A 25149-nucleotide genomic window follows, 5' to 3' on the forward strand; every position below is an offset into this window, starting at 1 on the left:
TTTTCTTTTGGAAGAGTTTGATGTAGAATTAGTATCAGGTACTAATAACATGTATAAATTAGGAGGATGAATATGACTCTTTCATTAGAAGGTAAAACATTTGTCGTGATGGGAGTCGCGAATAAGCGGAGCATCGCTTGGGGGATTGCACGTTCCTTGCATCAATCAGGTGCCCGTTTGATCTTTACATATGCCGGTGAGCGTTTTGAGAAAGGTGTCCGTGATCTTGCAGGAACATTGGAACGCGGAGAAGACTCAATCGTGCTTCCGTGCGATGTGACAAGCGATGAAGATATTGAAAAATGCTTCGCTGCGATCAAAGAAGAGGTCGGTGTCATCCATGGTCTTGCACACTGCATCGCCTTTGCCAACAAGGAAGAACTCGCCGGGGATTATATGAACACGACGAGAGACGGATTCCTGCTTGCCCACAATATCAGCTCATACTCATTGACTGCAGTCGCGAAGGTTGCAAAAGACCTGATGACTGAAGGTGGCAGCATCGTTTCCATGACATATCTTGGCGGAGAGAGAGTCATGCAGAATTACAATGTGATGGGTGTGGCGAAAGCTTCACTTGAAGCCAGTGTGAAATATCTTGCCAGCGACCTTGGTAAACACGGGATCCGGGTCAATGCCATTTCGGCTGGACCGATCCGCACACTTTCCGCCAAAGGAGTGGGTGACTTTAACAGCATCCTGAAAGAAATCGAAGAACGTGCACCGCTTCGCCGCAATACGACACAGGAAGAAGTGGGAGATACGGCTGTATTCCTGTTCAGCGATTACTCAAGAGGTATCACTGGTGAAAACCTCCATGTGGATTCCGGCTATCATGTATTAGGATAAATAATGAAAGACGGCTGCGAGAAATCATTCTTGCAGCCGTTTTTTTGTGCACGAAAGTTTCCATAAAGAAGAAACCCCTGGGCGCTGATTGCATACATATAAAAGTGGAGAACAATCAGGAGGTGTCAACATTGAGTACGATGAACAAAGAAGGGAAAGAGCCTTTGCTTTATATAAACCAGCCTTCATTGGAATCAGTGAAAGGGAATATGCAAGTGACCTACCGCTCTTCCAAAAAGAAGCCGGAGTCCAGAAGTGCTCCGTCTGCACCTGTACATGAAACAACAGCCGACATGCACAGGCCAGTCCAGGAAAAGTCGGAAGCGGGGCAGCCCGCTCCAAAGGTCCAGGAAAGGAAAACGGCAGCTTCATCATTTCAAAGACTGAAACCTTTCAGAGACTTGACGATAGAAGAAAAATTAGCATACATTTCAGCGAGCATCTCAGGAAAAGTCCCATTTCCATGCGAGTTTTCCAATGGAGAAGTGACGGTCAAGGGTGTCATTGTCAATGATGAGGGTAACGACATCATCATTAAGAGCTTTCATGGTGAAGAGGTGCCCATGGAAAAGCGTGGCATTCAAACCATCAAGATGATCGGACTGCAATAAAAAGGAGCCAGGCGGGAAACCCGGCTGGCTTTTTTAAAGTATTGCAGGCACTATTCTTCGCACTCAAGGAAAACGTGTACGTCTTTGATGCATTGAATCGCACAGAAGCAGTCAAGGTCGACTGTGATACATTCGTCTGTGAATACCCACTCTGTGTTGTTGCCCATTGAGTCCATATCCGACCCGGTGCTTGAACTTGAACTTGAAGTGGATGAAGTGGATCCAGTGCTTTCTGCATAGTCAGGTTTTAACACTTGAAGTGTAGCACAGCAGTTATCGAATACTTCTTTTACCCGGAAAAATGGTGATTTCCAAGGGCATCCTTTGATGTGCGCTTTGAATGTCTCGCCATTTTTAAGATACAATTTGAAGATACGAGTATTCAGACGATTAGTAGGACTCACCATAGAGCCTAGTGGCTCAAGGAAACAATCGTTTTTACAATCGTTACATTCCTGGTTTGCTGCATCTTGGATATCTTTAATAGCACGGACGGCTTGACATACGCAACCTTTTGAACTTTTATCTCTTCCGCAACCCATATAGAAGTTCCTCCTTAAAATGAATTTCATTTACATTACTAACATATTGTCAGATAGGCAATTAGGTAACGGACATCTGCCCTCTTTTGAAAATTTGGGCTTGGACAATTTGAAAATCGAAGGGAGTCTTTTTCATTGCAACTGACTTGGGTAGAACTTATTGCATTGGGGTTGGCCATCTTTCGTCTGACCCATCTGATTGTCTTTGATAAAATCACTGAATTTTTACGGGCACCTTTTTTTAATGAGCAGACAGTCGTGGAGGACGATGGGGAGGAAGCGGTCTATCTTATCCCGAAAAAAGGCGGGCTGACCGGGTTTATCGCTGAATTATTATCCTGCTATTGGTGTACAGGTATTTGGGTGTCTGTCTTTTTATATGGTGGATATTGGTTCCTTCCATTATATTTTCACCCCCTCATTGCCATTTTGGCTGTTGCCGGGATTGCCGCAGTATTTGAAGCGGCCGTACAAAGTTGGAAATCAGAGTGATGCTCTAGGTAAATGGTGGAAACAAGCTGGCATTTCTTCACATATACTAAGAAGGGAGAGAGGGTAAAGGAGGAAATGCAAAGTGAAGAATACCTCTGCAAATACAAAGAAACAAGGAAACTCATCCACGAAGAAAAAGGGATGCGGATGTGGATCAAAAGTGAAAAAAAGCTGAGACTGCTCAAATTGGGCAGTCTTTTTTTCATAAAAAATGACTTTATGAAAAAAATAAAGGATGAGTACAAGAAAAAGAGGGATACAAGATGAATAAACATACGGTGATCATCGGCGCTGCTCTGCTCCTGTTAATGGGCTGTGCCAATAAGGAAGATGGAAATGACAGCAAGATCGCGTTAATGAAGAAAACCGATCCGCCACCCATTGAATTGGTGGAGAATCCTGAGACCGACAGCTATGGGCATGCCATCAAACGGGAAATCTCGAAAATGAAAGAGCTCTATGATGTGGCAGTCATTCAGGGGAAGAAAGAAACACTCGTCGTGTACAAAGTAAAGCATCTGCACCGGTTCAAAATGAAAAAAATCGAAAAGAAAATGGATTCATACCTAGAAAATAAATATCCGGATGAAAACTTCATCTTATCAAGCGATTATAAAATATTCCTGGAAACAATCCGCTTAAAAGAAAAGATTAAAAACGGAAGCATTTCAGACAAGGATGCTGAAAAACAGTTCAGTAAAATCGTAAAGCTTCAGAAGGAAAAAACGTAGGAGGAATGTTATGTGGGGAAAAGTACTAAAACACCCGAGCAGAAAAAATATGAACAATTGGAAAAACGATATGAAACAAAGCGGCCGCTGTTAAAAAACGTGATCAAAGCTTTCTTTGTCGGCGGCTTTATTTGTTTGATCGGGCAGGCTGTAACGTATATGTATATTTATTTCTTTAATTTTACAGAGCAGACCGCAGGAAATCCAACCGTTGCCACCATGGTGTTTCTTGCGATGCTGTTGACGGGCTTCGGTGTCTATGACCATATCGGACAATTCGGAGGGGCAGGTAGTGCGGTGCCGGTTACTGGCTTCGGCAATGCGGTGATTTCTGCCGCAATCGAGCATCGCACAGAGGGACTGGTCCTTGGTGTCGGCGGGAATATCTTCAAACTGGCGGGCTCCGTCATTGTGTTCGGGGTGTTCTCTGCCTTTGTCGTTGCGTTAATCAAAACAATACTCATTCAATTGGGGGTGGTTTAATGCTTCAGGGTTCAAGGTCTTGGGTATTTCCGTCCCGCCCGGCCATATTGTCGACCGGAGTCGTAGGCGGGCCATTTGAGAAAAAAGGGAATCTGTCTGCCGATTTTGATCAGTTTTACGATGATTTGTGGATGGGCCAGGATACGTACGAGAAAGCCAACCGTACATTAATAGAAGATGCAGTGGCGATTGCCCTTGAGAAACAGGCACTGAAGAACGGTGACATTCAATTCTTCCTGACCGGGGACCTGATCAATCAAATCACACCGTCCAGCTTTGCGGCAAGGACGAATGGGATTGCCTACTTTGGTCTGTTCGGAGCGTGCTCCACCTCGATGGAAGGACTGGCTCTCTCCGCTTTCCTGGTCAACTATCACGGGGCCCATCGCGTAGTGACAGGGGCTTCGAGTCATAACGCCGCAACCGAGAAGCAGTTCCGTTATCCAACTGAATACGGGGGACAAAAACCTCCAACCGCCCAATGGACCGTGACAGGAGCAGGGTATGCGGTGGTCGGGGAAGGATCTCTCCTAAACGATCCAGCCCCACGAATCACAGCCGCCACGATTGGAAAAGTGATGGATATGGGGCTGAAAGATCCTTTCAATATGGGGGGCGCGATGGCACCTGCTGCCGTCGATACGATCATCGGTCACTTTCAAGATCTGGGCAGGGATCCATCCTACTATGACCTGATCATTACCGGAGACCTTGCCAAAATAGGGAGGAATACTGCATTTGAAATGCTGAAGGAAAAAGGGTATACACTGACAGATCAGCAGTTTCAAGATTGCGGGATGCTCATTTATGGGGAGAATCAGCCGGTTCAGTCTGGTGCGAGCGGACCTGGTTGTTCCGCAACGGTTCTTTATGGGCATCTCTTGAACGAAATGAAGAAAGGCACATATCAACGCATTTTGGTGATTGCAACTGGCGCACTGCTGTCCCCATTGACGTTTCAACAGGGGGAATCCATCCCGTGTATCGCCCATGCGTGCTCCATAGAATATTTATAAGAGGAAGGGAGGAAAAGCTATGTTAGCTATGTTCTTTTGGGCCTTCACCATCGGGGGGATCATCTGCGTGATCGGGCAATTATTGTTTGATGTCGCAAAGTTAACGCCCGGTCATACATTAAGTTTGTTGGTTGTATCAGGAGCGGTTCTTTCCGGCCTCGGATTATATGAGCCGCTTATTGACTTCGCCGGAGCAGGTGCCACAATCCCAATCACGAGCTTCGGTAATGCCCTCGTGAATGGTGCCATGCAGGAAGCTGAAGAGCACGGTGTAATCGGTGTTCTTACCGGGATGTTTGAAGTGACGAGTTCAGGGATATCATCAGCCATCATTTTCGGCTTCATTGGTGCGCTCCTGTTTAAACCTAAGGGATAATAGAGGTGACATTATATGCCTGAATATATACAAGTGGCATTAAGGAGTGTATTCATCCTTCTTTCACTGTTCGCCATCACAAAGTTATTGGGGAAAAAACAGCTGTCAAAGCTTTCCTTTTTTGAATACATTACCGGCATCACGGTAGGGAGCATTGCCGGTACACTCTCAATGGACCGGGGGCTGCCACTGGGCGAAGGGCTGATGAGTATCCTGCTATGGTTCTCATTTCCACTGATCTTTTCCATTCTTTCGTTGAAAAGCATCAGATTCAGACGATTTGCAGAAGGGGAGCCTACCGTTTTTATCCAGGATGGGAATATTGATGAGAAGGCATTAAAGAAAGAGAAATATTCGGTTGATGAGCTGCTTGAGCAATTAAGGAAAAAAGATGTGTTCCGTGCAGCCGATGTAGAGTTTGCGTCCCTTGATACCAATGGGGATTTAAGCGTGCTTTTGAAAAAAGAAAAAAGACCGCTCATCCGCGAAGATCTCCTGGGTGATTCCGACAGATCAACTGCACCCCAGGCGGTGATCACAGACGGCAAGATTGATCTTAAAGCTTTGAATGAAGTAGGGTTCCCAGTGAAGTGGTTAAAAAAAGAGGTCGACAAGCGTCACCTGAAGGTCGAATCGATCTTTTTGGCCCAGCTGGACTGTGAAGGAAACCTGACCTTTGATCTTTATAATTGGACAAACACACAATAAAATAACGAAAAGCCCATACGTAATCCACCCTCTATACATATGTTAGTAAAGACTAAAGGTAAAAGAGAGGTGATATTAACATGCCTTACGGATATGGATACGGTGGATGTTGTGGTTATGGCACAGGAGGATATGGATCAACTTTCGTATTAATCGTCGTGCTTTTCATTCTTTTGATCATCGTTGGAGCTAGCTTCTGTTAGAAAGGGGTACAAAAGGCAGAATCCGAAAGAAAAGGGATTTTGTCTTTTTGTTTTTCCTTCCTGACAATGAATCCTTCGCCCGGATCACGGCGGATCTCCCAACGTCTGGAGAGGACGGGGTATATGTTACCTTTTCAATCACGCTCCCGGTTTTTTTACATATGATGATGATAGTTAAAGGGAGGCGTGATGAAATGAATAACAACTTTTTTAAGAATTTAGAGAAGAAGACAGGCGTAAACATGAATGAAGTGTTAGAGCTTGCGAATTCACTGCAAAATGCAAACTTTAAAGACGAAGCGACCGTCAGAAGTGTCATCAAACGTGTGTCAAAAATCGCAAATAAACCGGTGAATAAAGAAATGGAAGATAAGATCGTCCAGTCGATCATCAATGACGGGAAGCAATTGGATTTTGGGACCATCTCCAACATGCTGAACAAAGGGAAAAAATAATATGAAAATCCAGAAGGGCGATGGACATAAAAAAGCGTGCCGACACGTATTTTATGTTAATTCCCCTTCTTTTTTATGTAATTCTCATCAGTCGGCAGACTTTTCACCGCAGCGTTTTCATTTGATCCATAAAGGGTATCTACTTATTAAGGAGGTCATATTTATGGGATACATTGCCCCGATTCCCCATCATCAGTATAAGCAGTATCAAGAAAGAGAAATGAAGGTTGAAAAAAACCCATTTAGCTTCTACCCGATCCACCCCGTTCAGCCGTTAAAAAATAAATTAGAAACCCATTCAGAAGACTCCGGTCAGCAAGCACATGCTTCAGAAGAAAAAGCCCCATTCCGTCCGTTCTCTCAAGCTTCTGTCCCTTCAAGCGTCATAGCAGAGTTTACAGGAAAAGGGAGGTTGTTTAACGAATATGTATAGTGAATAGATTTTATTGGAGGTATTCAATTGAAACTTCAAAGATTCACTGAACATTGCTTTGCATTTACCGGGGCCGTGACAATCGGCTATTGTATGAAAGATGGAAGGGGTCTCCTCATCGACTCCGGGTTGGACGCGTCAGCAGCGAAGAAGGCAACGAAGATTTTATCCGAAGAAGGATTGCCCTTGGATTATTGTCTCGTCACCCATGCCCATGCAGATCATTTTGGCGGTGCCCGCCATCTCAGGGATAAATGGGGTGTGAAGATTTTCGCTCCCAAAATTGAAAAAGCAATCATGGAAAATCCAATCCTTGAGCCTGTTTACTTATTCAATGGAGCGGAACCGATAAAGGAACTGCGAAATAAATTTCTCGAAGGTCAAGCTGTAGAAGTGGATGAAGAGGTCGTGGAGGGTGATCAAAGAATAGGGCCGTTTTGTCTCCAGGTCATTGATTTACCCGGTCATTCATATGGGCAGATTGGTGTTTTATATGATGGCATCCTGTATGCCGCCGACGGCTATTTTGGGACAGATACGTTAAAGAAGCATGTCATCCCCTTTATAGTGGATGCAGATCAGACGCTTCAATCATTGGAAAAGCTCCTTCACATCCGGTGCAAAGGAGCGATACCTGGCCATGGTCCGTATGAGGAAAATTTTTATCCAACCGTCCAGGCAAATATCGACTTACATAAAGAAAGGCTGGACACACTCTTCAATTTGGTGGCTGATCGTCCTGAGGGGCGTCCCTTTGAACAGATCATGAAGAAGTATTTGGATATTCATGACATTCATGTTCCTTCAGTCGGGCAATGGCTATTGTTCAGGACGTCTGTTACAGCTTATTTGACGAGCCTTGAACGCCAAAACCGCCTCTCATTTACTGTAGAAGGCAACGAATGGCTCATCCGGCCTTAGTCATATCCTTGCACCAACAAGCTTTCTCCATCTTCCCACTCTGCATACATCACATCTTGATAAGATTGAAAGCCTTGTTTTTTGATTTCCTCCATTAACCATCTGTCCTCTTGACCTGCCAGTGTGAGGTTATCGTATACAATTTCGCCGTCGACAATCAATGACAGCGGAAGGGAGGCAGCCTTTAATGGCAGCTGGAGATCCTGGCGCTGCACCATCTCATAAAGGGGCTTTCGAATGACGCTCAATGTTCCGTTCGATTCAAGCAGGGCATATTCACACTCCCTGACCGAGAATATATCTTTCGCCCGAAGAAGGTGCTGAAGCTGATTCAGATCAAGGTTATTTTTCTTTAGTTCATCAAAATTTATTTTGCCTTTATTTATGACCAATGAAGGGGTCCCCTCGAACATATGGCGGAACCGTCTTGATTTCTGTGTGAAGTATTCAGTGAGATAAATCAAACTTCCCCAAATGGTGATGGCTGCCAGGATAGGTACCACCGTTACTTCCTCGTCATAGAGGGAGTTCCCAACAAGCTCACCAAGAATCAATGCAGATATGAAATCGAATGCGGAAATTTGAGTGATTTGCGTTTTTCCAAGGATTTTCGTCAACAGAAGCAGTGCGAAATATCCAACAACGAGCTCGACGACGATGGACTTGATTTCCATGGTGCTCCCCCTTTCCATACAATACCCATTATCGACCATAAGAAGGGTGAATATACGATAAGGGAAACAACAAAAAAAGAACCGGGAACCCTCATTTGGTAAAGGGATCTCCGGTTCTTTTCATATATGCTTTATCATTGATTTATGGGGGATGCCTGCGTCCAGAAATTCTTTAGACGATACGTCGTACCCCAAACCTGTGTAAAATGGAATGGCGTATGTTTGGGCATTTAATTTCAACGTAGATAAGCCCTGCTCCCTGGCATGGTCCTCTATTGCGAGCATCAATGCCCGGCCGGCCCCTTTTCCCCGGAGGTCTCTCAGGATGCAAATCCTTTCGACCTTCCCGGCACCATCAAGGATGCGGAAGCGGCCGGCTCCCGCTGCTTGACCCTGGTCGTACAGGACGAAATGAGTGGAAGCTTTTTCAAAGCCGTCGATTTCCTCTTCCAGGGGAACCTGCTGTTCTTCGACAAAAACCATTTTTCGGATGTTGAATACTTCTTGAATCTGTTCTTCTGTCTTGGCTACTTCTACGATCACTGCTTACTCTTCCTTTCCGAGACGGAATGTTTCGTAGACGGTCCATGAACCATTTTCCAATTGATAGAGAAGGTGAAAGCGGTCAACCGTTTCTTCATGATTGATACCAAGCATGCTGAGAGAGCCGAAAATATCCGAGTGTTCATCATTTGAAAGCTTCTGGGCAATCGTGATGTGTGGGACAAAAGCAAACTCAGGTTCATCTCCCATGAAGTCCTGGCAGTGCATGTCGTCGTGCAGCCCTTGAAGCTCAGGCTTCCCTTCGACCTTGAAATAGATGACGTTATTCACCGGTTGAAATGAACTTACTTTATATACTTTAAGATTGAATGGGTCATATTTCTTGGAAATGACCGATAATTTATCTGCAATTTCTTTGATTTGATCATCATCTGCACTGAAGACGTTCTTCAAAGTCAAATGAGGCGGAACCAGCGCATAATGAGGGTCATAACGTTTCCTATACGAGTTTGCGATATCTTGTAGCTTTTTCGATGGGAAAATGACGATTCCATAATTCATTTCCTTCAATCCTCCTCTATTTCACTATCTTTTTCATATGTTCAGTATAGCAAATTTTTCAAAAATTTAATATAGGGCGAATGAAAGAGAGGATGTGAGATAACGAAATCCCTTCACTTTCAAGACGTACAGTCAAATTCGGTGTGTATTCCCTTTCTTCAGTTCCCGCAGGAGTCGAGCATCTGCAGCGAGAATCAACCAACGAAGATAAATACCAAAAATACATTGGATTAACTACTTATTCATCTTCTGAATAGTAGTGATCAACGTCAATAAAGTACATTGAACTCGATTCATTGCTACGGCAAGTTTTTCATTCTACAGTATCAAATTACCGAAGATGCTCACATTAACGTCTAATTATAGCAACAATCTATTCGAAAAGAGCTTTTAAAAAAGAACAACCCGAACGATTTACTCGTTCAGATTGCTCTTTGGCTGATAGGCCGATGTTCCGGTTTCATCGATTCAGCTGAACATCATCTTCAGCGCCCTTTTTAAATCGGGCTGCCAATGCTTCCATGTATGATCCCCGTCGAATTCATCATAGAAGGTTGAGAAGCTTTTCTGTTCGAAAGACTCATGGAGCTGCCGGTTTGGCTCCAGGAAGTCTTTGACCTTTCCGTCTGTCGTTGTCACTTCGGTTTCCTGTTTGCCGATGACATGATAGATGCTGAGCAGATGAGGTTGTGTGAAAGAGTCCACTGCTTCGAGCACTTTATCATTGACGAACGGAGATTGAAGGATCACTTTACCGAACGTATTGGGATATTTCAATGCGGTCATGAGCGAAACTGTCGCACCGAGTGAATCCCCTGCAAGTGCCCGGCCCATTCCCATATGATAAGTTGGATAATGTTCATCAAGATATGGCACCAATTCATGTGCGAGGAAACGGATATAAGCATCATTTTCCTCACCGTGGGGGTGATATTTCCTTCTGCGGTCTTCCACATCTTTATAAGGCACCCCGACGATAATCATGTTCTCGATTTCTCTGTTCCCGAGGAGTTCATCTGCGATGCGGGGGATCCTCCCCAGTTGAAAATAATCTTTTCCATCCTGTGTGATCAAAAGAGAATATTTATATAGTGGAGAAAAAGTTGCCGGCAGGTATACGAGCATCTTGATCTCTTCATTTAATTCTTTGCTATAGAGGTTTAATTCGTTTACGGTTCCTCTTGCGATTGTCATGATATTGGCCTCCTATATTCACTGTGTTAACGTTTACAGGAGAATTGTATCATATTCTCCCCAATAATTCCGTAAACCGAATTGCAATACGGAATATCAAAAGAATGGTATACTTTTCTATACATAACAGGATTGACTAGAAAGGGGTAGAGGCATGAATAAACCTGTTCATTCAAAAGATGTAACCAAAGCTGCATTACAAAAGCTGAAAGATAGAGGGGTAACGATAGAGGACATAGCCGATATCGTGTATGAAATGCAATTTCCATACAATCAGGATTTGATGATGGAAGATTGTGTGGAGAGTGTAAAAAAAGTTCTGCTGAAAAGAGAAATCCAACATGCAATCCTTGTCGGGGTCGAGCTGGATCAGCTTGCTGAACAAAAGAAACTTTCAGAACCGTTGCAATCGATTGTGGAAACGGACGAAGGGTTGTTTGGGGTGGATGAGACGATCGCATTGGGTGCTGCCCTTGGATATGGAAGCATTGCGGTGACGACATTCGGTCATCTGGACAAGAATAAAATCGGGATCATCCGTGAATTGGATACGAAAAATGGAGAAGGTGTACACACGTTCCTTGATGATATTATTGCAAGCATTGCCGCCAATGCATCATCAAGGATCGCGCACAGCCTGCGGGACCGGGAAGAAAATATTAGCGAAGAAGATAAAATGAAATTTGAGGATGAAGAGCTGATAGGTTAACACCATTCTGCTATATAACAGTGAGACTGAAGATGAATCATTCATCTTCAGTCTTTTTTATGTGGACAAATATGCGTCATAAAAGGATGTCGAAACAGTACAATGAAAACGTTTTATACATTTTGCATACATTCTGCTTCATTCTGGAAATGGTTGAGAGGAAGGGTATTAAGGCTGGTGCGTCAATAGCGAAGTGAGTTGAGGGTTTTTTATGAAAATTGCTAAAAGTTTATGTATTAGATTTGACAAGATTGTTACAGTCTGTGTTACAATTATTTCGTTAAAGTTTAAAAATTGTATAGGGGGAAACAGAATATGAAAAAACGCAGTTTATTTCTAAGCACTGCATTACTTCTCGTTCTATCTGTCATCCTCGCTGCCTGCGGCGGCGGATCAGGTGGCGGTTCATCTGATGGTGAAGGCAACAAAGAGGTTGACTTCATCGGGATTGCTACAGGTGGAACAGGCGGTACATATTACCCGTTAGGCGGTACATTTGCTAACATCATCAAAGATGAAACAGGCATCAAATCAAATGCTTCTACATCCGGTGCATCTGCTGAAAATATGGCGGCCATTAAAGACGGAAAAACTGAAATCGCTTTTACACAAACAGATATCGCGTCATATGCATCTGAGGGAACTGAGATGTTCAGTGATAATAAAGTCGAAAACGCACGTGGTATCGCAACTCTTTATCCTGAAACAATCCAGATCGTAACGACGAAAGACTCTGGTATCAAGTCTGTCGAAGATCTTAAGGGGAAAGTCGTATCAGTAGGAGAAGCCGGATCAGGTACACTATTGAATGCGAAGCAGATCCTTGAGGTTCACGGTATCACATTAGAGGACTTGCAGGCACGCAACCTTTCATTTGATGATTCCACGACGGGTCTTCAGGACGGCACGATCGATGCAGCGTTCATCACTTCAGGTACGCCGACAGGAGCTGTCGAAGGACTTGCTGCAACTGAAGATATCGCGATCGTTCCGGTTGAAGCAGGAAAGATCTCTGAACTGATCGAGAAATACCCTTACTACGCAGAGGATGAAATCCCTGCAGGTACGTACAGTAAAGTGGAAGATGCGGTGACAACCGTTGCCGTCCGTGCAATGCTTGTTACAAGCGCCGACCTTCCTGAAGACGTCATTTATGATGTAACGAAAGCCATTTTCGAAAACACAGATAAAATCACCCACGCCAAAGGGAAAATCATCAAAGCTGAAGATGGACTGAAAGGTATGGGCATCGAATTACATCCTGGTGCAAAGAAATATTTTGATGAAAAAGGAATTTCAATGGAATAGACAGCACCAGCAGATGGACGAAAGGATAGGCCGCTTATAACGGTCTATTCTTTTGTTTTGATTCAAGTTCTACAGAGCTGGATCGGTTGAAAAAAGAGGAATTTAACATGAAAAGAAATCGATTTTTAGCGGGGCTTTTCCTTTTATGCCTCACTGCAGGTTTTGTGTTTGTGCCGCTCCGCTCGTTTTTGGTCATCGAGCCGGTGAATGGAGAAGGAGAGGCTGTCCTCTTCCGTCTTCCTGACAATCATTCATTTTCTGTTCGATACACCCACTCCATTCATTTATCTGAAGTAGAGGAGTATTACCGGCAGACAGTGGGAAATGATATCCAACAAACCGCTTTGCTGTACGAAGATACTGCAATCGGCATGCCGTCTGACGCTGCAGGAAATGAAAAATTTGAGGTGACGGAGGAAGGTAAATATCTTATTTCTAATATGACAAATGAGTTTCCTTACATTGATATACGGATCGGACAGGTTGTCGCAAATCACCGGCTCGTGGTTGACCGGCATGCGTATCCTTTAGCGGACTATTTTGATAAAGGATCAGTCGTTCGTCTTCAAGTAAAGAATCAATCATTATATGAACAGTGGAAAGGAGTGACTGTAGTTGGAGAAAGATAAAGAGTTTGAATCATTGACTGCAGAGCAACAACAAGAGTTACTTGAAAAATACGATCCTGAATCTTCCACGAGAAAATTCCATAACGGGATATTCAAATGGATCATCTTTTTTGGATTGTTAGCATTTTCTTTATTCCAATTAGTGGCATCCATTTTTCAATTCATTCCGAGGCAATTGTTATTATCGATCCATTTAGGATTTGCACTATCATTGGTGTTTTTACTTTTCCCAGCCCGGAAGATTAATCTGAAGAAGAATAAAATCGCCTGGTACGATATCGTGCTTTCTCTCATTTCGGTCGGCATCGGGGCATATTGGCCGCTCATGCAGGACGATATTGTCAACAGAGTGGGCTTGATGACGTCACTGGATTTCTATGTCGGGTTTGCCGCGATGATCCTCGTGCTCGAGGCCACGCGCCGTGCCGTCGGTTTGCCGATCACAATCATTGCCTCAGCATTCATCCTTTATATGTATTATGGAAGATTGATGCCGGGCTTTCTTGCCCACCGGGGATACGATTGGGATGATATCGTCAAGACGATGTTCTTCACAAGTGAAGGGATCCTTGGGACACCTCTATACGTGTCAGCAACCTTCATTTTCTTATTCTTACTATTTGGTGCTTTCCTCGTAAAGACCGGGGTCGGTCAATATTTCAATGACCTGGCTGTGTCGATCGCAGGGAAGCGCGTCGGAGGACCGGCGAAAGTGGCAATCTTCTCAAGTGCGCTCCAGGGGACGATTTCTGGAAGTTCGGTCGCGAACGTTGTAACATCCGGTTCCTTTACGATCCCGATGATGAAAAAACTCGGATACCGTAAAGAGTTTGCCGGCGGCGTGGAAGCTGCCGCATCTACCGGTGGACAGCTGATGCCGCCGATCATGGGGGCTGCTGCCTTCCTGATGGTTGAGTTCATTGGCGGGATTTCCTATTGGGATATTGCCAAGGCGGCGACCATCCCTGCAATCCTATATTTCACGGGTATCTGGATCATGACTCACTTTGAAGCGAAGCGCATCGGTCTTCGCGGACTGTCAGATGAAGAAATGCCTGACCGTAAAGAAGTGTTCAAGAAGATATACCTTCTTCTTCCGATTCTGACGGTCATCATCTTATTGGTAAGCGGGATGAGCGTCATGCGTGCTGCCCTCTGGTCAATCGTTGCAACGATTGTTATCAGTTCCATAAGAAAAGACACAAGAATCGGATTCAGGGACGCAGTGGATGCGCTTGTGGATGGCGCGCGGACAGCATTGTCTGTCGCGGTGGCAACAGCAGCTGCAGGAATCATTGTCGGAGTAGTGACAAAGACGGGCCTCGGACTGACCCTTGCGAACGGGTTGGTTGACCTTGCAGCCGATCTGACAAATTCAACTCAGGGCAAGCTGATCCTCACGTTGGTATTTACGATGATTGCATCGATCGTGCTTGGGATGGGATCACCGACGACAGCGAACTATGTCATCACATCCACCATCGCTGCACCTGCGATCATTTTGTTGGGGGCACCTGAACTTGCAGCCCATCTTTTCGTCTTCTATTTCGGAATCATTGCCGATATTACCCCTCCAGTTGCGCTTGCAGCATTCGCAGCCGCAGGGGTATCCGGTGGAGAACCGATACGGACAGGGGTCAATTCAGCTAAATTGGCGATTGCAGCCTTCATCATTCCGTATATGTTCGTTCTGTCTCCGGAGTTATTGATGATTGATACGACGATTCCAAGGCTCCTTTGGGTAGTCTTTACCGCCGTCACCGGTATGATGGCGATCGGTGCAGGAATGATCGGATATTGGTTCCGAAGGGTGACAATCATCGAACGTTTCCTTTGCGTAGCCACAGGACTGCTTCTGATCTATCCTGAAGGAATGTCGGATATCATTGGATTGGTATTATTCGGTGTGATGCTTGCACTTCAATTCTTCATTAAGAGAGAAGATAAAACACCTTCCAAAGTAACTGCATAAATCAAAAAGGGACTGAAATCCATTGGGGATTTCAGTCCCTTTTCATGATATGCCCATATCTTGTGACTCATGGTGCGGGTATGCGGCAAGGATGTCCTGGATTTTGAATTTCCTCATGTCTCTTCTTAAAAAACAGTAGGCGAGGATGTGATTTTCTTCGATTTTTTTAACAGAGATTTTTCTTTTCGTGCATTGTTGCCGTTCGTTTAAATATATGATCTCTATGGAAAGACGGTTTTTCAGGGAGCGCAAAAGGAGGGGGTGCATCAAAAAACTCCTTTCAATCTGTATAACCACATCATATGCAAACATACGTTCCTTTATACACCTCGTTTAAAAATAGGGGAATTATTTATAGAAAATCCATTGACAATCTTCCATTCCTGACTATAATAGAATATATACCGTATATCGCGACTTGTTAGCTCAGTGGGAGAGCACTTCCTTGACAGGGAAGGGGTCGTGGGTTCGAATCCCTCACAGGTCATACATAGAAAAATCCTGCATCAACATGATGCAGGATTTTTTTTTATTGTGCGCCCGGCATGGGTGTGATCTATAGGGTGAGAGTCCCGAGCCGTGAAGACAGTTGTAGCGGTTAGCTTAACGCAAGGGTGTCCGGGGTGACCTGGAATCTGAAGGAAGCGGGCGGCAAACCTCCGGTCCGAGGAACACGAATCTCATATAAGGCTTGTTGCACTGGATGAGTCTGCAATACAAGATGAAGTCCGAACTGTCGAAGGTGCAGAAAGTAAATGAGGCGGATAGATGGAGGGAAAGATTACACTCTTACCCGGGGAGATCTGGCGGATACGCCTTGAACACTTGGTAACCGGAGAAGCGATTCTCCGCTGAACCGCCAGAAGTCAGCCGAGGTCATAGTACCGGCTTTTCTCGAGGAAGCCGGGAAGGACTGAACAATCAAGAGAGTGTCACGACCTGGCTCATGGTAACTGAGAGACTCACAGACAATCTGAAAAGAGCTGTCCATTTAGAGGTAACGGTGAATTCCGTGAGGGCTGGTGGAAGTGTGAGGCAGGGCCATCGAAAGAGGAAACGTGACACACGAAGGAAAGGAATATCAGTGATGTTGATGAATATGATTCTGTCTAAACCGAATATGCTTGAAGCACTGAAACGTGTAGAACGTAATAAGGGAAGCCATGGCGTGGATGATATGCCCGTACAAAACCTGCGATCGCATATCATGCGCGAATGGCAGTCGATTCGCAAGAATCTCCTTGGGGGAACCTACAAGCCGGGCCCGGTACGTCGAATCGAAATCCCGAAACCAGACGGCGGCGTCCGGTTGTTAGGCATCCCAACGGTGACAGACCGTATGATTCAACAATCAATTGCCCAGATACTCTCCGGGATATACGAGCCGACCTTCTCTGATCATAGTTATGGGTTCCGACCAAATCGGAGTGCCCATGACGCCGTTAGAAAAGCGAAGATGTATATCCGGGAAGGATATCGCTGGGTTATCGATATAGATTTAGAGAAATTCTTTGACAGAGTGAATCATGATAAGCTCATGGGTCTTCTGGCGAAGAAAGTAAAGGACAAAGCACTTCTGAAACTGATTCGTTCTTACCTCAATGCAGGAATTATGATAGAAGGTGTAAAGGTGAAAAGTGAGGAAGGTACGCCACAGGGCGGACCTCTCAGTCCATTGCTTTCTAACATCATTTTGAATGAACTGGACCAGGAATTAGAGAAACGGGGCTACGCTTTATACGGTACGCAGATGATTGTAATATCTTTGTCCGTTCGCCAAAAGCCGGTAACCGGGTGATGACTTCAGTGACAACGTTTCTTGAGAAGAAACTTAAACTGAAGGTGAACCGAAAGAAATCTGCGGTGGACCGACCTTGGAGAAGAACGTTCCTTGGCTTTAGTTTTACATCAAATCGCAAACCAAAAGTCAGAGTGGCCTCCAAAAGTATAAAACGGTTAAAACAGAAAATCCGCTCTCTAACTTCCAGATCTTCAGGATGGTCGATGGAGGTTCGAATCAGAAAGCTGAACCAATATTTAATGGGATGGATCGGCTATTTTCAGCTGGCTGATACACACAGCTTCCTAAAATACCTGGATGCATGGATCAGAAGAAGATTGCGAATGTGTCTGTGGAAGCAGTGGAAACTGCCGAAAACTAAAGTCCGTAACCTCATTGCGCTCGGCGTTCCAAAATGGAAGGCGTATGAATGGGGAAATACCCGGAAGGGATATTGGAGGATCGCACAAAGTCCAATACTACACAGAACCCTTGGCAATCCCTTTTGGAATCGCCAAGGGCTCCTAAGTCTTATCGATAGGTATGAAAGTCTTCGTCAATCATCTTGATTGAACCGCCGTATACCGATTGGTACGTACGGTGGTGTGAGAGGTCGGGGATTAATCATCCCCTCCTACTCGATTTCACACACGAAAAAGGATCCGAATCACTGAGTCGAATCCTTAATGAACCACTATTTAGTTGATTTTTAATTCTTCTTCAAAATAAAATGTACCCGGATGTTCTTTTACGATATAAGAATATCGCTTCATATTTTTTACATACTGATATTTTGAAACAGTCACTGTTTCTCCAGTTTCTTTGATAGTCACCACGGAGCCTATATCGAACCGATTTTTTGTGGATTTCATTTGGCACTCCCTTTCATATATTTTTATTATACCACCGTTCGGCTTGTTACGCGTTATCCCGGGAGGAAAACATCAGGTTCCTTCAAATGACCTATATAATGGTGGGCATCAAAGGTGTTCAGAAAGTTCATGTATGTAAGAGGTCTGACTTTCAAAACTTATCCATTGAAAACTTGATTATTTGTTCTATTCCTGTTATTCTATAAAAGAATTATTTTTGTTCGGTATGCAAGGGAAGAGCAAGATTTGGTTTTCACCTGATATCGCAAGAATAGTAATATATTGTGTGTAATGCACTTTAGGAGGCAACAAACATGGAAAACGGTAAAGTAAAATGGTTCAACGCAGAAAAAGGTTTCGGATTCATCGAAGTTGAAGGTGGAGACGACGTATTCGTACACTTCTCAGCGATCCAAGGTGAAGGTTTCAAATCACTTGACGAAGGTCAAGAAGTTTCTTTCGACGTTGAACAAGGCGCTCGTGGACCACAAGCAGCTAACGTTGTAAAATTATAATTTACCCTTTGTATTTTCAAAAACAGACTCATTCGTGAGTCTGTTTTTTTTATGTTCATAACCATTTCCCTTTCTTGCCAAGTATGTGTCAGCTCAGTCGGTGAAAAATATAGCTGTAACAACCTACTTGATGAGGAGGAGATTTGCATGACAAACAAAAATGACAATCGTGAACGAAAAAATAAATATCCGAACAATAAAAAGAATGACACTGAATTCTCCAAAGACATCAATATCCGAAGTGAAATAACGAAAAAAGATTGCGGAAAAGCCTGATCGTCGTTCGAGATCTTGCATGGTGAACAAGTAGAGGGACGGACCTTTCAAGGTCCGTCCCTCTACTTACTCATGATATTCATGAAGTCTCCGATGAACCCTTCGTAGTCGAGGGTCATGTAGATTTTTGTGGTGGAGGGGGTTTTTTCTGAACCGACCCGGAAATCGGCGATTGATTTGCCCCTTGATTTGCCCCTTGCTTCTCCGTGAATATTCACGACCACATCTCTTTTTAAGTAGCTGCCGAGGGCAGGATTCATGAGGAGGGACAGTGTCAGGACATCGTGCATAGGTGCCCCCTTGATGCCTGGTACAAGCTGTTGATAGGCTTTGAAATAGAAATCATAAACTTTATCAAGGATGGTGATCAAAGGGCTGGAAGATGCGTTCTGGATCTCCTCGATATGCTTGCGGGTGACGAGTGCTTGATTGGTAACATTCAAAGGGACGCTCGTCACACTCTTCACCTGGCTCATGATGAAATGACTTGAAACGGGATCTCCATAGAAATTGGCTTCAGCGATCTTTGAAACATTCCCGGGCACAAGGAAGGCACCACCCATAATATAGAATTCTTTAATTTTTTCCCCGAACTTATCATCCAGGATGAACGCTATCGCAAGGGAAGTATTCCTTCCTACGTCGACTACTGTGACGTCTTCGTACTGATCAATGATATGAAATAAATCGGAGAAGTTCAAAAGCTTCCCTTTGATCGTATCAGGAGGGCGTATCGGCCCCAATCCATTTTTTCCGTGAATTTCCGGATAATATACCGGGTATTCCCCAGTACTGGAGCGGGTGGCCCCACCGATGATCGGGATATGTTCCTGGTTCGCCAGATGAAGCAAATAGGCGACATTGTTTGTTGCCTGGTCTTTATCAACATTTCCATAACCTGACACGATACCGATCAAATGAATGTCCGGATGCAGGAGGGCGTACATGATCGCAATGGAGTCATCGATTCCTGGATCTGCAAACAGAAGTATATTCTTCATGATCTTATCCCCTCGTGTTCAATTTCTTCCAATATATGTAGATAATGTTGGATTATGCTTTGGCACCAGTGTAATCCTGAAATTAGGAATATATCCTCTTATATCCTTTTTATGGATATGGCATCCCGCATTTTTTGAAGGGAAGCTTTCGATCGTTCCTGGCTTTTCATCATGATGGTGACATAGAGTGCGTCCACTATACTTAACTGGCTGATCCTTGATGCAAGGGCTTCGGAGCGGTATTCAGTCTCTTGTGATATGGTGTATAACGGAATATCGATGCGGCTGCTTAAAGGAGTCTTGGCAAAATGGGTGATGGCGATTGTGGTGACCTGATTTTTCTTGGCCACTTCCAATACGTCCAATAAATCCCGGTTTGCCCCTGAGTGTGAAATGAAGACAATCACATCTTCATTTGTCAGCTGTGAGGCTGATATCAGCTGCATATGGGGGTCATTGTATGCAGTAGTGGTCATACCGGTCCTCATAAACTTATGGTGTGCATCCATGGCGACGAAGCCTGACCCGCCTGTACCATAAAATTCAACTCTCCGCGCATGCAAGATCGATTGAACCGCTTGAGAAAAGGTTTCTTCATGCAGGATGCCGAGGGAGTCCTCCAAGGTCCTCATATTCGACCGGAAGACTTTCTTTGCAATGTCCACATTCGAATCGTGTTCATCGAGTGTTTCGTGAATATCCTTGATAGGTGAAACAAGGTCGGACGCGAGTGAAATCTTCATGGCCTGATAGCCTTTGAATCCCAGACGCTTACAAAATCGGAAAACAGTCGCATCTGCCACCCCGAGATCTTCGGCGATCCCGCTGATGGTTGAATGGATAATTTTTTCTGGATTAGCAATAATATAATCTGCAATCAATTTTTCTTTTTCACTGCATTGCGAGTAATGAGAACGGATGCGTGGTAAACACTGAAGTGGCTTCTCGTTTTTTGGCATTGTTGAACCTCCTGTGGAATTCCCATGAAAATTATTTTAACTCAACAGATAAAATAAAAAAATATTATTTCACAAAAACCTAACATGAAAAATTATTTCGTATTATAATAAAAAGCGGGAAAAGTTATTCAAGAAAGGATTGATGGTCATGACCAAACAACAAATAGGAGTAGCGGGTGTAGGTGTAATGGGTAAAAGCCTTGCCTTGAACTTCGAGAGCAGGGGCTATTCGGTTTCGATATATGATGTTTCAGATGAAAAGGTGAGAGAGGTACTCGAAGAACATCAAGATAAAAATATGATAGGCACCCATGATGTAAAGGAGTTCGTCCAGTCTTTAGAAACACCGAGGAAGATTTTGATCATGGTACCTGCAGGGAACATCACCGATAAGGCAATTCAATCACTGGTGCCCCATCTCGATAAAGGCGACATCCTGATCGACGGTGGAAATACATATTTTGAAGACACAGTCCGACGCAATAAGGAATTGGCTGAAATGGGCATCAATTTCATCGGGGCGGGCGTTTCCGGCGGAGAGGAAGGAGCTCTTTACGGACCGGCAATCATGCCCAGCGGACAGAAGGAAGCTTATGACCTTGTAGAACCATTCCTGACAAGCATTGCTGCGAAAGTTAAAGGTGATGCCTGCAGTACATATATCGGTCCTGATGGATCGGGACACTATGTGAAAATGGTCCATAATGGAATCGAGTACAGTGATATGCAGCTCATTTGTGAAGCGTATTACCTGATGAAAAATGTGCTTGGATTGAGTGCATCAGAGCTGCATGAAATCTTTAAGGAATGGAATGAAGGGGAACTCGACAGTTACCTGATCGAAATTACTGCAGATATCTTCACAAAGGTTGATGAAGAAACCGGCAAACCGCTTGTGGACGTCATTTTGGATACGGCTGGCCAAAAAGGGACCGGTAAATGGACAAGCATCAGTTCACTTGAACTTGGTGTCCCTTTATCGATCATTACAGAGTCGGTGTTTGCCCGCTTCATTTCTGCCATGAAAGAAGAACGGGTGAAGGCAAGTAATATCTTAAGAGGTCCTAAACATAAAGAATTCACAGGCAATAAAGAAGCGTTCATCGAAATGATCCGCAAAGCCCTGTACTTAAGCAAGATCTGTTCTTATGCCCAAGGATTCGCACAGCTGCAATCGGCATCGGAGGAGTACAATTGGAACTTGAAGCCAGGTGAAATCTCGATGATATTCAGAGGGGGATGCATCATTCGGGCAGGCTTCCTGGAAGAAATCAAACATGCATATGACCGTAGCCCTGAATTAACGAACCTTCTGCTCGATCCTTACTTCAAAGAAATCGTAGAGAATTATCAGGATGAAGCAAGAGAAGTGGTGGCAACAGCGATTAAGCTCGGTATCCCTGTACCGGGTCTGGCGAGTGCACTGGCGTATTATGACAGTTACCGCTCAGAGTCGCTCCCGGCAAACCTCCTGCAGGCACAAAGGGATTATTTCGGAGCCCATACGTATCAGCGCATCGATAAAGAAGGGACATTCCATACAGACTGGCTTTCTAAATAAGGTTGTCTTAACATGATGGAGCGCTTCTAGTGAAGGCGTATCCCGCGTAACGAGCTATGGGTAATCCTGTAACAAAAAACAAAAAACCGGACACATTCTTTCGCAAAAAAAGAATGTGTCCGGTTTTTTACTTTGCTCTTTTCGCATAGGTTGTTGCTATTATTAAACGTAAATTTGAGACTGTGGAATAAAAAAATTACCATAGCAATGAATCAAGGGTAATGTACTTGGATTACGTTGATCAAAACTATTCAGGACATGAATAAGCAGTTAATTCAGTGAATTTTTGGTTTTTATCTTCATGGTTGATTGGAGTGGAAGATGCTCGACTCCTGCGGGAACTGATGGACAGGTGAGACCCCGCAGGACGAAGTCCGAGGAGGCTCACCGCCATCCCCGCGGAAAGCGAGCATCTGGAGCGGAAATCAACCGCATCTCGCTTGTCTAATAGCCACAATGTTTACGAAAACAGCTTTTTACTTATAGATTTCTGTCAGCCATTTTTTATGATTCCTCACTTGAAGAATCATCTTTCGTATGATGCTTGTCCTTTTCATCCCTTTGATCTTTTTTCAGGTCTTCAAGGGGGATCGGGTCTACGTTTTGTTCACTTTCATGCTGATCGAGGATGCCCTCATGATCCTTGTTGATCTGTTCCGGATTATCGTTCGCCCTTTTTGACAATGAAACTCATCCTTTCCGATTCATGGTTTACTGTACCATACCCTGCTTATGAAGGTGAAAAACGGAAAACTGGAAAAACCGGTAAAAAAGAACCGCCCGTGAGGCGGCTCTTGTATGCGTGCATTAAATTTTCACATCGATATTTGCTTTTTTCTTTAAGTCCTCAACATGTTGCACAAGCTTTTCCTGCTTTTTTTGCTGTTCCAGCTGTTTCTTGATTTGAGGCTTCACATCTTCATATTTAGGTGCATCCTTTGCCTGTTCCTCACCTTGTTGGCTTGTGTACTGATCAAAGAATGTCTTCATTTCATCTTCAGTCACTTCGTCAACTTTGATTTCTTTCTCGACATAGTTTGTATATTTGATGTTTTCAGCAATCTGGTTTTTCAATTCATCCAGCGTGAAACCGGCTTGTTTCATTGCTTCTTCAAATTTCTTTTCATCTTCATACTGCTTTTTAACTTCTTCTAACTGTTTGTTGACGTCATCTTCCGTTGCTTTGTAGCCTTTTTCTTCAGCCTGCTGCATCAATAGCGTCTGGCCGACAAGACTGTCGATTGTCTGTTCTTTGATTTTCTCCGCTGCATCTTTGCTTGTAGGATCTTGTCCCATTTGCTGATATTGCATCTGTGATTGAGAGAGGATATTGTTGAAATCATCGCCTTTGATCTTTTCGTCGTTGACTACGGCAACGATTTTGTCTTCCTCTACCTTTTGTTTATCCATTTTCTTTTGCATTTCTTCCATTTTCTTTGCCTGTTCTTCTTGGGACTGTTGATCGCTTTCTTCCGTTTTCGCTTTATCGTCAGCTTGTTTTTGGCTCTCCTCATCAGAACCGCAAGCAGCTAGTCCAATTGTTAAAAATACCAATAGTAAAGTCGTTAGTAGCTTCTTCATAATAGACTCCTTTCAGAACTAAGGTGTGATCAAGAAAAAATCACTTAATGGGCATTGTATATGATAAACCCTTAAAAAGAAAGTATTAAGATCAAAAAGTATTGTTTGTAACAATGATGAAACAGAATCTTGGAAGGGGCTAGACCTGAGTGCATCATATCTGCGGGCGAACCGGAACGATGGATCCGAGGAGAGAAATATGAAAGAGGAGATGCCTGTCTGTACTTGTTTCTAACCCAAAAAAAGTGGCTGTATAAATAGATGGCTTTCTATTTATACAGCCGAAAATAATGGGGACCAAAGAATACTGTCAAACAACCTTCACCCTGGATTATAAAGAGACATGCAGGTTTGTTCAACGGACCAGAGTGGAGGTGAGATGTGTGTACTGTCGATTTGTTCATGCATTTAGACAGCTCACTCCCTCTTTTGCGGAAATTAATAATTCTAAGCATATTTTAACAGGAGTTTTGCTTTCCATTGTGGAATAGCATGTTATAGCGAAGGAGGAGGAAGATGAATCAATTAATCAGAGTCGGAACGACTTATATCCCGGTGAGGGACGTAAGGGCAGCAAGTGAATGGTATGTGGAGAAGCTGAACGCAGGTTTGAATTACCTGGATGGGGATAAAGCCATTTTGGATCTTGCCGGCCACAGCATGTTTTTAGTGAGCTCACCAGAGGGGGAAAGCAGTAATTTCATGGACAGGCACCAACAAAAGCGGTTTTCCATCACGTTCGAGGTTAACGGATTAAATGAATTAAACGAATTGCGGGATGAATTAAAGAGCAAAGATGTAGAAATCGGTGAAATCGAAGACAGGGGCCATGGCGGTAGAAATTTTATTTTTTATGATAGTGATGGAAATTGCTTTGATGTGTGGAGTGTACTGAGTCCCGACTTTAAAAAAGCTTATCAGCTCTAAAAAATTCCCCTTGAAAATTCAAGCAGTATCATTTAATATGAAGTTCGACACAATATTTTGTGTTTCATTTTAATTATTAAACTACATATTGATTATAACCTGTGAACAGGGTGTCGATTGAGACTTAATAGGGAATCCGGTGTAACTCCGGAACTGTCCCCGCAACTGTAAGTGCTGACGAAATAAGGAACTGCCACTGTCGTAATGTCGATGGGAAGGCCTTAAAGTAGGTGGAAGCATGAGTCAGGAGACCTGCCTTGTTTATCACGTGTTATTCTCTTCGGGAATTGGGAGGATAAAGCGAGG

At 43.9% G+C, this 25149-nt stretch carries 30 protein-coding genes, 1 tRNA gene, 1 pseudogene and 1 riboswitch; of the genes and pseudogenes, 22 read left to right on the forward strand and 10 right to left on the reverse strand.

Going from position 1 to position 25149, the window contains the following annotated elements; all coding sequences use genetic code 11:
- Nucleotides 1-72 precede the first annotated feature (72 nt).
- Nucleotides 73-849 (forward strand): enoyl-ACP reductase FabI, encoded by a 777-nt coding sequence (gene fabI, locus KH172YL63_RS06260; RefSeq protein ID WP_173105297.1) that lies wholly within the window; start codon nt 73-75, stop codon nt 847-849.
- Nucleotides 850-980: 131 nt separating this feature from the next.
- A complete protein-coding gene (locus KH172YL63_RS06265) occupies nt 981-1460 on the forward strand; it encodes a CotO family spore coat protein (protein ID WP_173105298.1) in 480 nt (159 codons plus the stop codon).
- Nucleotides 1461-1510: 50 nt separating this feature from the next.
- Here the strand turns inward: KH172YL63_RS06265 and KH172YL63_RS06270 are convergent, their stop codons facing one another.
- The gene (locus tag KH172YL63_RS06270) at nt 1511-2002 is read right to left on the reverse strand and encodes a CotY/CotZ family spore coat protein (protein WP_173105299.1); all 492 of its coding nucleotides are present in this window, start codon (nt 2000-2002) and stop codon (nt 1511-1513) included.
- Between the two features lie 135 nt (nt 2003-2137).
- On the opposite strand from KH172YL63_RS06270, the gene KH172YL63_RS06275 reads away from it, so the two are divergent.
- The 10 genes from KH172YL63_RS06275 (at nt 2138) to KH172YL63_RS06320 (ending at nt 7820) form a co-directional block, all read left to right on the forward strand.
- The gene (locus KH172YL63_RS06275; protein ID WP_173105300.1) at nt 2138-2494 is read left to right on the forward strand and encodes a DUF1360 domain-containing protein; all 357 of its coding nucleotides are present in this window, start codon (nt 2138-2140) and stop codon (nt 2492-2494) included.
- 263 nt (nt 2495-2757) lie between these two features.
- Nucleotides 2758-3225, forward strand: coding sequence for a sporulation protein (locus KH172YL63_RS06280; protein WP_173105301.1), 468 nt, complete (start codon nt 2758-2760; stop codon nt 3223-3225).
- Between the two features lie 12 nt (nt 3226-3237).
- Nucleotides 3238-3708, forward strand: a complete 471-nt coding sequence (gene spoVAC / locus KH172YL63_RS06285; protein WP_173105302.1) for a stage V sporulation protein AC — start codon at nt 3238-3240, stop codon at nt 3706-3708.
- Nucleotides 3708-4724, forward strand: coding sequence for a stage V sporulation protein AD (gene spoVAD, locus KH172YL63_RS06290; protein WP_173105303.1), 1017 nt, complete (start codon nt 3708-3710; stop codon nt 4722-4724). The genes spoVAC and spoVAD overlap by 1 nt, the downstream gene beginning before the upstream one ends.
- Nucleotides 4725-4743: 19 nt before the next feature.
- Nucleotides 4744-5100, forward strand: coding sequence for a stage V sporulation protein AE (gene spoVAE / locus KH172YL63_RS06295; RefSeq protein ID WP_173105304.1), 357 nt, complete (start codon nt 4744-4746; stop codon nt 5098-5100).
- 15 nt (nt 5101-5115) lie between these two features.
- The gene (locus KH172YL63_RS06300; protein WP_173105305.1) at nt 5116-5808 is read left to right on the forward strand and encodes a DUF421 domain-containing protein; all 693 of its coding nucleotides are present in this window, start codon (nt 5116-5118) and stop codon (nt 5806-5808) included.
- Nucleotides 5809-5888: 80 nt separating this feature from the next.
- Nucleotides 5889-6011, forward strand: a complete 123-nt coding sequence (locus KH172YL63_RS06305) for a YjcZ family sporulation protein (protein ID WP_173105306.1) — start codon at nt 5889-5891, stop codon at nt 6009-6011.
- A gap of 194 nt (nt 6012-6205) precedes the next feature.
- The gene (locus KH172YL63_RS06310; protein ID WP_138777187.1) at nt 6206-6466 is read left to right on the forward strand and encodes a sporulation-specific transcription regulator SpoVIF; all 261 of its coding nucleotides are present in this window, start codon (nt 6206-6208) and stop codon (nt 6464-6466) included.
- Between the two features lie 163 nt (nt 6467-6629).
- Complete coding sequence (locus KH172YL63_RS06315; protein ID WP_173105307.1) at nt 6630-6899, forward strand: hypothetical protein; 270 nt, start codon at nt 6630-6632, stop codon at nt 6897-6899.
- A gap of 27 nt (nt 6900-6926) precedes the next feature.
- Entirely contained in the window at nt 6927-7820 is an 894-nt protein-coding gene (locus KH172YL63_RS06320) for an MBL fold metallo-hydrolase (RefSeq protein ID WP_173105308.1), read from the forward strand.
- Here the strand turns inward: KH172YL63_RS06320 and KH172YL63_RS06325 are convergent.
- From KH172YL63_RS06325 to KH172YL63_RS06340, 4 genes are all read right to left on the reverse strand, one after another.
- Nucleotides 7817-8494 (reverse strand): DUF421 domain-containing protein, encoded by a 678-nt coding sequence (locus KH172YL63_RS06325; protein WP_173105309.1) that lies wholly within the window; start codon nt 8492-8494, stop codon nt 7817-7819. The two genes, KH172YL63_RS06320 and KH172YL63_RS06325, sit on opposite strands and share 4 nt — an antisense overlap.
- Before the next feature lie 120 nt (nt 8495-8614).
- Entirely contained in the window at nt 8615-9037 is a 423-nt protein-coding gene (locus KH172YL63_RS06330) for a GNAT family N-acetyltransferase (protein WP_173105310.1), read from the reverse strand.
- Nucleotides 9038-9040: 3 nt separating this feature from the next.
- Complete coding sequence (locus KH172YL63_RS06335; protein WP_173105311.1) at nt 9041-9559, reverse strand: YjcG family protein; 519 nt, start codon at nt 9557-9559, stop codon at nt 9041-9043.
- Nucleotides 9560-10027: 468 nt separating this feature from the next.
- The gene (locus tag KH172YL63_RS06340; RefSeq protein ID WP_173105312.1) at nt 10028-10753 is read right to left on the reverse strand and encodes an alpha/beta hydrolase; all 726 of its coding nucleotides are present in this window, start codon (nt 10751-10753) and stop codon (nt 10028-10030) included.
- A 154-nt stretch (nt 10754-10907) separates the two neighbouring features.
- Between KH172YL63_RS06340 and KH172YL63_RS06345 the strand changes: the two genes are divergently transcribed.
- The 6 genes and pseudogenes from KH172YL63_RS06345 (at nt 10908) to ltrA (ending at nt 17720) form a co-directional block, all read left to right on the forward strand.
- On the forward strand, nt 10908-11462 hold the full coding sequence (locus KH172YL63_RS06345; protein WP_173105313.1) for a phosphatidylglycerophosphatase A family protein: 555 nt from the start codon (nt 10908-10910) through the stop codon (nt 11460-11462).
- Between the two features lie 315 nt (nt 11463-11777).
- Nucleotides 11778-12770 (forward strand): TAXI family TRAP transporter solute-binding subunit, encoded by a 993-nt coding sequence (locus tag KH172YL63_RS06350; RefSeq protein ID WP_173105314.1) that lies wholly within the window; start codon nt 11778-11780, stop codon nt 12768-12770.
- 107 nt (nt 12771-12877) lie between these two features.
- The gene (locus tag KH172YL63_RS06355) at nt 12878-13399 is read left to right on the forward strand and encodes a DUF1850 domain-containing protein (RefSeq protein ID WP_173105315.1); all 522 of its coding nucleotides are present in this window, start codon (nt 12878-12880) and stop codon (nt 13397-13399) included.
- The gene (locus KH172YL63_RS06360) at nt 13386-15371 is read left to right on the forward strand and encodes a TRAP transporter permease (protein ID WP_173105316.1); all 1986 of its coding nucleotides are present in this window, start codon (nt 13386-13388) and stop codon (nt 15369-15371) included. Before KH172YL63_RS06355 ends, KH172YL63_RS06360 begins: the two co-directional genes overlap by 14 nt.
- 415 nt (nt 15372-15786) lie before the next feature.
- Nucleotides 15787-15858: transfer RNA gene (locus tag KH172YL63_RS06365), tRNA-Val, on the forward strand.
- A 600-nt stretch (nt 15859-16458) separates the two neighbouring features.
- Nucleotides 16459-17720: pseudogene (gene ltrA / locus KH172YL63_RS06370) on the forward strand (group II intron reverse transcriptase/maturase).
- Nucleotides 17721-17849: 129 nt separating this feature from the next.
- Here the strand turns inward: ltrA and KH172YL63_RS06375 are convergent.
- On the reverse strand, nt 17850-18023 hold the full coding sequence (locus KH172YL63_RS06375) for a hypothetical protein (RefSeq protein WP_173105317.1): 174 nt from the start codon (nt 18021-18023) through the stop codon (nt 17850-17852).
- A gap of 314 nt (nt 18024-18337) precedes the next feature.
- Here KH172YL63_RS06375 and cspD point away from each other — a divergent pair, with 314 nt between their 5' ends.
- Entirely contained in the window at nt 18338-18538 is a 201-nt protein-coding gene (gene cspD / locus KH172YL63_RS06380; protein ID WP_173105318.1) for a cold-shock protein CspD, read from the forward strand.
- 147 nt (nt 18539-18685) lie between these two features.
- Nucleotides 18686-18814: a hypothetical protein gene (locus KH172YL63_RS21710; protein WP_269475199.1), complete on the forward strand. Its 129-nt coding sequence runs from the start codon at nt 18686-18688 to the stop codon at nt 18812-18814.
- 62 nt (nt 18815-18876) lie between these two features.
- Here KH172YL63_RS21710 and KH172YL63_RS06385 read toward each other — a convergent pair whose 3' ends face one another.
- Both KH172YL63_RS06385 and KH172YL63_RS06390 read right to left on the reverse strand, forming a co-directional pair.
- A complete protein-coding gene (locus KH172YL63_RS06385) occupies nt 18877-19815 on the reverse strand; it encodes a nucleoside hydrolase (protein ID WP_173105319.1) in 939 nt (312 codons plus the stop codon).
- A gap of 98 nt (nt 19816-19913) precedes the next feature.
- A complete protein-coding gene (locus KH172YL63_RS06390) occupies nt 19914-20774 on the reverse strand; it encodes a MurR/RpiR family transcriptional regulator (protein ID WP_173105320.1) in 861 nt (286 codons plus the stop codon).
- A gap of 148 nt (nt 20775-20922) precedes the next feature.
- On the opposite strand from KH172YL63_RS06390, the gene gndA reads away from it, so the two are divergent.
- Nucleotides 20923-22335, forward strand: coding sequence for an NADP-dependent phosphogluconate dehydrogenase (gndA, locus tag KH172YL63_RS06395; protein ID WP_173105321.1), 1413 nt, complete (start codon nt 20923-20925; stop codon nt 22333-22335).
- A 504-nt stretch (nt 22336-22839) separates the two neighbouring features.
- Here the strand turns inward: gndA and KH172YL63_RS06400 are convergent.
- A complete protein-coding gene (locus KH172YL63_RS06400) occupies nt 22840-23019 on the reverse strand; it encodes a hypothetical protein (protein ID WP_173105322.1) in 180 nt (59 codons plus the stop codon).
- A 123-nt stretch (nt 23020-23142) separates the two neighbouring features.
- A complete protein-coding gene (locus tag KH172YL63_RS06405; protein WP_173105323.1) occupies nt 23143-23916 on the reverse strand; it encodes a SurA N-terminal domain-containing protein in 774 nt (257 codons plus the stop codon).
- 516 nt (nt 23917-24432) lie between these two features.
- Between KH172YL63_RS06405 and KH172YL63_RS06410 the strand changes: the two genes are divergently transcribed.
- Nucleotides 24433-24843, forward strand: a complete 411-nt coding sequence (locus KH172YL63_RS06410; RefSeq protein WP_173105324.1) for a VOC family protein — start codon at nt 24433-24435, stop codon at nt 24841-24843.
- Nucleotides 24844-24934: 91 nt separating this feature from the next.
- A riboswitch (cobalamin riboswitch) is annotated at nt 24935-25117 on the forward strand.
- Nucleotides 25118-25149 lie beyond the last annotated feature (32 nt).

It is taken from the genome of Bacillus sp. KH172YL63, from assembly GCF_011398925.1.
Lineage (GTDB): Bacteria > Bacillota > Bacilli > Bacillales > Bacillaceae_B > Rossellomorea.